This is a genomic window from Bradyrhizobium sp. PRIMUS42 (assembly GCF_023006515.1).
Classification (GTDB): domain Bacteria; phylum Pseudomonadota; class Alphaproteobacteria; order Rhizobiales; family Xanthobacteraceae; genus Bradyrhizobium.
Window position 1 is genome coordinate 1 of record NZ_JALBGZ010000411.1, and the last position, 5,791, is coordinate 5,791.

The 5,791-nt window shown below is 63.1% G+C and carries 8 protein-coding genes and 1 pseudogene; 7 read left to right on the top strand and 2 right to left on the bottom strand.

The annotated features are described in order from the left end of the window. The 4 genes and pseudogenes from MOV75_RS25050 to MOV75_RS25065 form a co-directional block, all read left to right on the top strand. On the top strand, positions 1–562 hold a 562-nt coding region (locus MOV75_RS25050), incomplete at its 5' end, for an FGGY-family carbohydrate kinase (protein ID WP_247006785.1). Then, entirely contained in the window at positions 559–1,401 is an 843-nt protein-coding gene (locus MOV75_RS25055) for a TIGR01459 family HAD-type hydrolase (protein WP_247006786.1), read from the top strand. The genes MOV75_RS25050 and MOV75_RS25055, both read left to right, overlap by 4 nt. A 10-nt stretch (positions 1,402–1,411) precedes the next feature. Then, positions 1,412–2,452: a class II aldolase/adducin family protein gene (locus MOV75_RS25060; protein ID WP_246917858.1), complete on the top strand. Its 1,041-nt coding sequence runs from the start codon at positions 1,412–1,414 to the stop codon at positions 2,450–2,452. A gap of 90 nt (positions 2,453–2,542) precedes the next feature. After that, a pseudogene (locus MOV75_RS25065) lies at positions 2,543–3,058 on the top strand (transglutaminase family protein); the annotation flags it as partial. A 689-nt stretch (positions 3,059–3,747) separates the two neighbouring features. On the opposite strand, the gene MOV75_RS25070 reads toward MOV75_RS25065, so the two are convergent. Beyond that, on the bottom strand, positions 3,748–4,005 hold the full coding sequence (locus MOV75_RS25070) for a hypothetical protein (protein WP_247006787.1): 258 nt from the start codon (positions 4,003–4,005) through the stop codon (positions 3,748–3,750). On the opposite strand from MOV75_RS25070, the gene MOV75_RS25075 reads away from it, so the two are divergent. From MOV75_RS25075 to MOV75_RS25085, 3 genes are all read left to right on the top strand, one after another. Beyond that, entirely contained in the window at positions 3,997–4,344 is a 348-nt protein-coding gene (locus MOV75_RS25075; protein ID WP_247006788.1) for a hypothetical protein, read from the top strand. The two genes, MOV75_RS25070 and MOV75_RS25075, sit on opposite strands and share 9 nt — an antisense overlap. Positions 4,345–4,520: 176 nt before the next feature. Beyond that, positions 4,521–4,685: a DUF3309 family protein gene (locus tag MOV75_RS25080; RefSeq protein ID WP_246917856.1), complete on the top strand. Its 165-nt coding sequence runs from the start codon at positions 4,521–4,523 to the stop codon at positions 4,683–4,685. A gap of 118 nt (positions 4,686–4,803) precedes the next feature. Next, positions 4,804–5,019 carry an exopolysaccharide biosynthesis protein gene (locus MOV75_RS25085; RefSeq protein WP_247006789.1) on the top strand — a complete coding sequence of 72 codons (216 nt, stop codon included), beginning with the start codon at positions 4,804–4,806 and terminating at the stop codon, positions 5,017–5,019. Positions 5,020–5,276: 257 nt separating this feature from the next. Here MOV75_RS25085 and MOV75_RS25090 read toward each other — a convergent pair. After that, on the bottom strand, positions 5,277–5,791 hold a 515-nt coding region (locus MOV75_RS25090; RefSeq protein ID WP_309486967.1), incomplete at its 5' end, for a TCP-1/cpn60 chaperonin family protein.

Below are 5,791 nucleotides of genomic sequence, written 5' to 3' on the forward strand. Positions count from 1 at the left end.
CGATACGCCCGGCGATGCCGTCACCTCGCTCGGAACGACGCTGGTGGTGAAGCTGCTGGCGACGCGGCCGATCTTCGCCGCCAATCAAGGCGTCTATTCGCACCGGCTGGGCGAGCGCTGGCTCGCCGGCGGCGCCTCCAATTCCGGCGGCGGCGCGCTGCTCGCGCATTTCACGGCCGCCGATATGGAACGATTGACGCCGCAATTGCGGCCGGAGGTGCCGACCGGGCTCGATTACTATCCACTTCCCAAGCCCGGCGAACGCTTTCCAATCGCCGATCCGGCTCTGCCGGCAAAGGTGGCGCCGCGCCCTTCGGACGACCGCCGCTTCTTCCAGGCGCTGCTCGAAGGCATCGCGGGGATCGAAGCGCTCGCCTATCGGCGCCTGGCCGAGCTCGGAGCACCAAAGCTGCGGCGCGTCGTCAGCATCGGTGGCGGGGCGAAAAACGCGGCCTGGATCGAGATCAGGCGCCGCGCCCTCGGCGTTGCCGTGACCGTCGCCGAAGAGACGGAGGCCAGTTACGGCGCGGCGCTGCTCGCACTGCGAGGCGCCCCGCCATGACAGCCGACATCATCGACATCGAAGGTCTCGGCACGATCGCCGGCCACTTCGATCACGTACTGCTCGATCAATGGGGCACGCTGCACAAGGGCCAGGCCGTCTTTCCCCAGGCGCGCGACTGCGTTGCGCGCCTGCGCCAGGCCGGCAAGCGCATCCTCGTGCTGTCGAACTCCGGCAAGCGCGCCAGCAGCAATGCTGCGCGACTTGCCTCACTCGGTCTTTCCCCGGAGGCCTATGACGGCATCCTGACATCAGGCGAAGTCACGTGGCACGGCCTGAAGGCGCACGCGCAGGAGCCCTTCATCGGACTTGGCCAGAGCTGCTTCCTGATCGCGCGCGGCGGCGATAAGGCGATCGTCGACGGGCTCGACCTCGATCTCGTTACCGACATCGGGAAAGCCGATTTCATCCTGCTCGCAGGTCTCGATGACTCCGTGGCCGAGCCCGAATACTGGCGCGCGTGCCTGACCGGGGCCGTTGCACGCGGCCTGCCGATGTTGTGCGCCAATCCCGATCTCGCGATGTTCGGCGCCACCGGATTGATCCCGGCGCCCGGCGCATTGGCGCGCTTCTACGCGACGCTGGGCGGCCGTGTGACCTATGTTGGCAAGCCGCACGCGCCGATCTTCGCCGCGGCGCTCGAGCGGCTCGGCCAGCCGGCGCCGGCACGCGTGCTGATGATCGGTGACAGCCTCGACCATGACGTGGCCGGCGCCGCCAGGGCCGGCATGCTGACGCTGCTGCTCAGATCCGGCGTGCACCGCGACCAGGCACGACGCCCTTCGGCAGGCGCCGACGTGCCGATGCCGGACTGGACGATGCACCATCTGGCTTGGTGAGAGGCGCGCAATGCAACATCAATCTGCCCTGCTCAACGAGCTTCGTCGCATGTCGGCGCGCGTCGGCCGCAACATCCTCCTGGTCCAGGGCGCCGGCGGCAATTCCTCGATCAAGCATGATGACATTCTGTGGGTGAAAGCCTCCGGGACCTGGCTTGCGGATGCGGAACAGAAGGACATCTTCGTGCCGGTGCCGCTCGGCGCGGCACGCACCGCGCTGGCGCAAGACGACGTACGCGTGCCCCTCGCCGCCAATGCCGGCACGACACTGCGTCCCTCGATCGAGACTTCGCTGCACGCGCTGATGCCGCATCCGGTGGTTCTGCACGTGCATTCGGTCAACACCATTGCCTGGGCGGTGCGGACCGATGCGCGGGAGGAATTTGCGAGGCGACTGGATGGTCTGGCCTGGCGCTGGCTCGACTACCATCATCCGGGACTGCCGCTGGCGAAGGCCGTGCAGAATGCGCTGGCGCAGGACAGGATCGATGTGCTGATCCTCGGCAATCATGGACTGGTGGTCGGCGCCGAAACCTGCGCCGCCGCGGAGGCGCTGGTCGACGAGGTCGAGACTCGTCTCGCGCTCGAGCCGCGGAGCACGATTGGCCCTGATGAAGAGGCGCGGCGCTCGCTCTGCGCGGGCACGCCGTATCGCCTGACAAGAGACCCGCAATGTCACAGCATCGCCATCGACCCCTCCAGCCGTGCGATCGCGACCAGCGGCTCGCTCTATCCGGATCACGTGGTCTTCCTCGGTCCGGGCTTACCCGTGCTGGAACGAGGCGAGGATCTTCGCGCCCTGACATCGCGAGTGCGGGCGGACGGGCTGCCGCATCCGGTTGCGCTGCTCATTCCAGGCCTCGGTTGCGTCATTCGCAAGGATGCAAGCGACGGCGCCGAGGCGATGCTGAGCTGTCTCGCCCTGGTGATCTGCCGTTTGCCTCTCACTGCGCAGGTGCGCTACCTAACTCAGAACAATGAGGCCGCGTTGGTGAATTGGGATGCCGAGCGATATCGCCAGCAACTGACCGCAACCCGCGGAGCCGACTGAACTAACAATCCTGACTTCCGGGTACGAACCCTGCGCAGCCTCGTCGGGGTCACCCTATCGTCCACTACATTATTGGTGAACGACAACACCATTCCCCAGTTCTCGGACCCGGAGGGGGTCCTACGAAATTGGGCACAAATGTTCGTTCGAGGAAGTCGGACTGATACGCTGTCGCTGCTAAAGGACCTGAGCGTCGGCGTTTCGGAAGCTGTCCGGTACCAGAGCCGTGAGGATGAGGGTACCCAAACGCCGGTAGAAACATTAAATCGTGGCTGGGGATCATGCCGGGATTTCGCGGTGCTGTTCACCGAAGCAGCACGCATGCTCGGGTTTGGAGCCAGGATCGTCTCCAGCTATCTTTACAATCCAGAGCAACAGAGCGTCGGATCGAGCGATGCGGGATCAACCCACGCGTGGGCCGAGGTCTTCGTACCGGGCGCCGGCTGGATCACTTTCGACCCGACGAATCGCAGTCTCGGCGGCTTCAATCTGATCCCGGTCGCGGTCGCGCGCGACATCCGGCAGACGATTCCGGTGTCCGGCAGCTTCGTCGGCAGCATCGGCGCCTTCGCCGGGATGTCCGTAGAAGTTCTTGTCACATCATAGATCGACGCATTGAACCTTCGGCAGCCTTTCTGATCAGTCGTTCAGCTTCAAGGCCCCCACGGTTTCTAGAAGGGCCTTCAGGCTCCTGCTCATGGTGGGCATCGCCTATTGCGCCTACTCGTCAGTGGGGCTTGGGTCAAAGAGTGACATTGCGATGAGTGATGCCGATGAGCAATTTTGACCATGAGCTCGCGCTGCGTTGCGGCACAATACTTCTAACCGCCCTGCTCTCGGCATCCATCGGTGATTGAGAGAATGTTTGCGAGGGGCGCAGCTATAGCCAATTGATTCCCGCTAACGGCAACACCCGCTGAAAGGATCGCCGCTAGGGCAAAATGGAATTGAGCGATTGGCACAACCTGTCGACAGACTTTCAGGGCTGTCACTGATCCACGTGAATCCACACGCAAGAAACAAATCGGCGATAGCTGGAACTCTTGTCGGCTTGTCCTGTTCATTCTTTGTCCGATTCCGGACGCATGAGAATTGGTGGATACTATGACAAGAATTCTATTAGCGACAGTCTCTGTTCTCGCATTCGCTTCTACGTCATTCGCGGCGGAGACTGGCAAAACCGTTGGCCAATCGCCCTCCTCGTTCTACCTGGCTCAGGATACTGCGACCATGAAGTGCCAGATCGTCGAGAGCCAGCCTACTGCCGGCGGCAGCATGAAGGTTGTCGGCGCCGCTCACACGACAAAGGCCTCGGCAGAAGCGGCTTTGAAGGCAGACAAAACTTGCGCCAAGTAATCGGTTAAGTCGCGGCGCGAGTACAGAGGCGGCTCTGCGAGTTCGCTAGAACCACGAATCCTCGGATCCGCCCCCACCAGCGCCTCGAGCGCCCTGGGTCGAGGTTCGTTATCGGCCAGCGGCACGCAATCGACTTGCCGCTTGAGATGCTCCAAGTTCGAGAGGATACGACCATGGACCAGCAGATAATGAAACACGCGATTGCGGTCGCACTCTTCGGTGCGGCGACGCTCGGCTCGGTGCTGCCTTCGGGGGCAGCTCCGACCTCGCCGAGCACGGCTCTTCTGACACAAGGGGCTTCTTCGTCCGCAGTGACAGAAGTCTACTACCGACGCCACTACCGCGGTCGCGGCTACTACGGCGCTCCGGGGGCCGCAATTGGTCTTGGCATCCTGGGTGCAGCGGCTGGAGCCGCCGCTTATGGAGCCTACGGTGGTGGTGGCTATTACGGGCCGGGCTATGCGCCGGGCTACTATGCGCCAGGCTACAACGGCGGCCCGTATCCCTATCGCCGCCAATACTACTCCCCGTATTAAGCGCACGAGAGACGCTGTTTGGGCGTGGCAACCTCTGTCACAGAACCATGCCCACTCAACGCGCGCTCGAGCGCGCACTCGATCGCGATGGCGCGGCCGCGCCCTTGTGATCCGGTCAACTGCATCGGCCCCTCCATCCGGGGCCGCGTGCAAGGTCCCACCAAAGGAGTCGGACAATGTCGATCGGACTTATCCTCATCCTCCTCCTCATCATCTTCCTGCTTGGTGGCTTCAGCGGCCGCTTCGGCGGCTACGGCTACGGCTATGGCCACGGTGGGATGGGGGTCATTGGTACCATCCTGGTCATCCTCGTCGTATTGCTACTTCTGGGTCGGCTCTGACCCTCGCAGCGTCGGCTGCGTCGACCGGGCGCCTCCCAAAATATCCGCTCCCCGGCGTACCGGGTCCCAACGAGCCCCGACCAGCTCAAGCCGACAATGCCCGCCGATGATGGGGGGTGTGCCTGCCTCGGTCCTGCTGCAGCGGCTGCACGACGAGGCACCGGCAGATCACTTTACTCTGGGCTGGCTGATGGGTCGCCTACACAAGCGCTCCTTCGGCCCTATCATGCTGCTGCTCGCTGTGGTCGCTATTGCACCGGGTGTCTCGATCGTAGCCGGCCTGCTACTCATGATCCCCGCGTCCCAGATGATCGCGGTCTTCGGTCTCTGGTAATCACAGGAGCGACCAACCAGGGCGGAGCTATGCACTTCCCAAAATCCAGGTGCGTCCTGACTGGTTTGGTAACAATTCTCAGCCGCCACCCGGCTGCAATGTAAAGTGCTGATTTTGAGATTGCGTCCTCACGGAACTCCGTGAAACGGCGAGAATTCACGACGCTTCCCAGCGGCCGCTTTTTTGCCGGTTCCTGCAATAAAGGCCCGGCATCTCTGCCGGACCTTCGTTGTTGTTGAGCTCTAAACGAGCTGGACTTAAAAATCCATACCACCCATGCCGCCACCTTGAGGCATGCCGCCACCGCCGGCGTTCTTCTTTGGCAATTCGGCCACCATGGCTTCGGTAGTGATCAGGAGCGCCGCAACAGAAGCCGCGTTCTGAATCGCCACACGAACGACCTTGGTCGGGTCGATGATGCCCTTGGTGACCAGGTTGCTGTACTCGCCGGTCTGGGAGTCAAAGCCGTAGCCATACTGATCCTTCTCCAGGATCTTGCCGACGATGACGGAGCCGTCCTCGCCAGCGTTGATCGCGATCTGGCGCGCCGGATAGGATAGCGCCTTGCGCACGATCTCGACGCCGGTCTTCTGGTCATCGTTCTTGGTGCGCAGCCCCTTGAGATGCTCGGAAGCACGCAGCAGGGCGACGCCGCCGCCCGGCAGGATGCCTTCCTCGACGGCCGCGCGGGTCGCATGCATCGCGTCATCAACGCGATCCTTGCGCTCCTTCACCTCGACCTCGGTCGCGCCGCCGACGCGGATCACCGCGA